The sequence below is a fragment of the Saccharothrix xinjiangensis genome (assembly GCF_039527585.1).
Taxonomy (GTDB): domain Bacteria; phylum Actinomycetota; class Actinomycetes; order Mycobacteriales; family Pseudonocardiaceae; genus Actinosynnema; species Actinosynnema xinjiangensis.
Genome location: NZ_BAAAKE010000067.1, coordinates 1 through 2523 on the forward strand (window position 1 = coordinate 1; position 2523 = coordinate 2523).

Annotated in this window: 1 protein-coding gene; it reads right to left on the reverse strand. The window is 72.0% G+C overall.

Going from position 1 to position 2523, the window contains the following annotated elements; all coding sequences use genetic code 11:
- On the reverse strand, positions 1–2523 hold a 2523-nt coding region (locus ABD223_RS43225; protein WP_344044161.1), incomplete at both ends, for an AMP-binding protein.

Genomic DNA, 2523 nt, shown 5'->3' on the forward strand with positions numbered 1-2523 from the left:
TGCCGTAGGGGATTGTTCGCCATTCGGGTTTGACTTGGTGGATGTGGTGCCAGATGTTCCAGAGGGTGGTTTCGGTGGGTCCACCCACACTGGTGATCGTGGTGTTGGGCGCGTTCCGGCGGATGTGACCCGGCAGGCTGAGCGGGATCTTGTCGCCGCCCAGCAGGGTGGCCCGGAGGGTGGTGAGCTGACCGGGCGAGGTGTTCTCCAGCAGCATGACCATCATGGCCGGGACGGAGTTCCACAGGGTGACGCCGTGTCGGGTGATCAGCTCGGCCCAGTGCACGGGGTCCCGCGTGCCGGCGGGTTCGGGGACGACGGCCGTGCCGCCCGCGCCGAGGACGCCGAAGACGTCGAAGACGGACATGTCGTGGTGGAGACCGGTGAGCGCGAGGACGCGGTCGTCCGGGCCGATGTCGAACTCGTCGATGGTCTCGCGCAGTGCGTTGACCACGCCGCGGTGCTCGATCATCGCGCCCTTGGGCGTCCCGGTCGAACCGGAGGTGAGCAGCACGTAGGCCAGGTCGTGCCCGTCGGTCTCGACCGGGAGCGCGCCCCGGCCGCTGTCGTCGGGCAGCGGGGAGTCCACGCACAGCACCTCCACCCCGTCCGGGACCAGGCCCCGGTCGAGGACGGTCGTCTGCGTCAGCACCAGTTCCACGCCGGCGTTGTCGAGGACGCGCCGGATGCGTTCGGCGGGGTTCGCCGCGTCGACCGGGAGGTATGGCGCGCCGCTGTACAGGACGCCGTAGGCGGCGACGAACTGCTCCCAGCCCTTGTCCATGAGGATGGCCACCGGGTGGTCCACCCGGGCCCCGTGGTCGCGCAGCCACCAGCCGACCCGGCGGGCGGCGTCGTGCAGTTCGGCGTAGGTCAGCGACCGGTCCGGCGCCACGACCGCGATCTGCTCGGGGCGGACACCGACCTGGTCGAGGAACAGGTCCTGGACCAGGGCGTCGTCCTCGACCACCCGGTCCGGGCCCGCGAGGACCCGACCCGGCACCGGGCCGACCACGTCGTCGTCCGACCACGCCGCGTCGTCGTCGGCCAGGCGGCGCAGCGCCGTGGTGAGCGCGGCGAACATGTCCTCGACCACGCCGGGCGGGAACAGCTCCTCCACCACGTCCCAGTGCAGCTCCAGCCGGTCGCCGCGCTCGTTGACCTGGAAGTCCAGCCAGACCTGGGAGGTCTGGGAGATCGCGAAGGCCGGCCGCAGGACCTCGTCCAGCGCGGTGGACCGCCCGGTGGCGAGCCCCAGGGCGCTGGTCATGACGACGGGCATCAGGGCGCGGTCGAAGCCGCCTTGTTGGCGCATGAGTTCGCGGAGGATCCAGACGCCGGAGACGTGCTGGTAGCTGAGGTCCTGCCAGAGCTGTTCCTGGAGGCGGCGTGCGCGCACGTCGAACGGGGCGGCTTCGCGGTTGTCGACCTCGACGAAGGTGAAGGACGCGAACTGTCCGACGACGCGGTCGACGTCGTCGTGCACCGGTAGCCGGTTCATCCGGGGGACGTTGAGGGTGAAGTGCCTGCTCTCGCTCCACCGGCCCAGGACCTCGGCGAACACCGCCAGCAGCAGGCCCGACGGCGACAGGCCCCGCACGCCCGCCGCACCGCGCAACGCCGACCACTCGTCACCGGACAGGGTCGCGTTCCGACGGGTGAAGTGGGGGTCGGCCACCTCGCGCGGGTCGATCGCCAGCGGCAGGCCGGGCGCGGGCGGCAGCTCGGCGACCCGCTCCCGCCAGTACCGCTCGCTCTGCCGCGCCAGCTCCGTGCCCGCCAACCGGTCCTCGGTGAGCACGTAGTCGCGGAAGGACACCTCCGGCAGCGGCAGCCTGGCGCCCGGCTCGACGTAGAGCCGCGACAGCTCGTCGAACAGCACCTGCCAGCTCGTGTTGTCGCAGATCAAGGCGTCCAGGCTGACGTGGACCCGGCACCGGTCGCTCGGCAGCGCGGTCGCGCTCACGTCGAACAGCGGCCACTGGTCCAGCGGGCGCATCTCGTGGGAGAGCCGGTCGCGGAGCGCGGCCAGCTCGCGCGCTGCCGAGTCGTCGTCGGCGCCCCGCAGGTCGTGGACGGTCAGCGACCACTCGCCGACGTCCGCGAGCACCCGCTGCCGCCCCAGCTCGGCGTCCACCACGAGGCGCAACGCGTCGTGCCGCTCGACCAGCCCGCGCCACGCGCCCTCGAACCGCGCCAGGTCCAGGCCGGTGGCCTCGAACTCCAGGTACACGTGCGTGGACACGTTGCCCAGCTCGAAGTCGGCCGACCGGCCCAGGCAGTAGACCTGCTGGGTGTCGGTGAGCCGGAACCACTCGTACCGGTCGTCGGCCGACCCCACCACCGCGGTGGGCAGCGGGGTGTCGTCCGCGATGCCCCCGGCGAGCCGGTTGCGGTCGATGAGCGTGGCCATCCGCGCCACCGATCCGGCGGAGAAGACGTCGCGCAGGGCCACGTCGACGTCGAGTTCGCCGCGGATGCGGGAGACCAGTCGGGTGGCGGTCAGCGAGTCGCCGCCCAGTT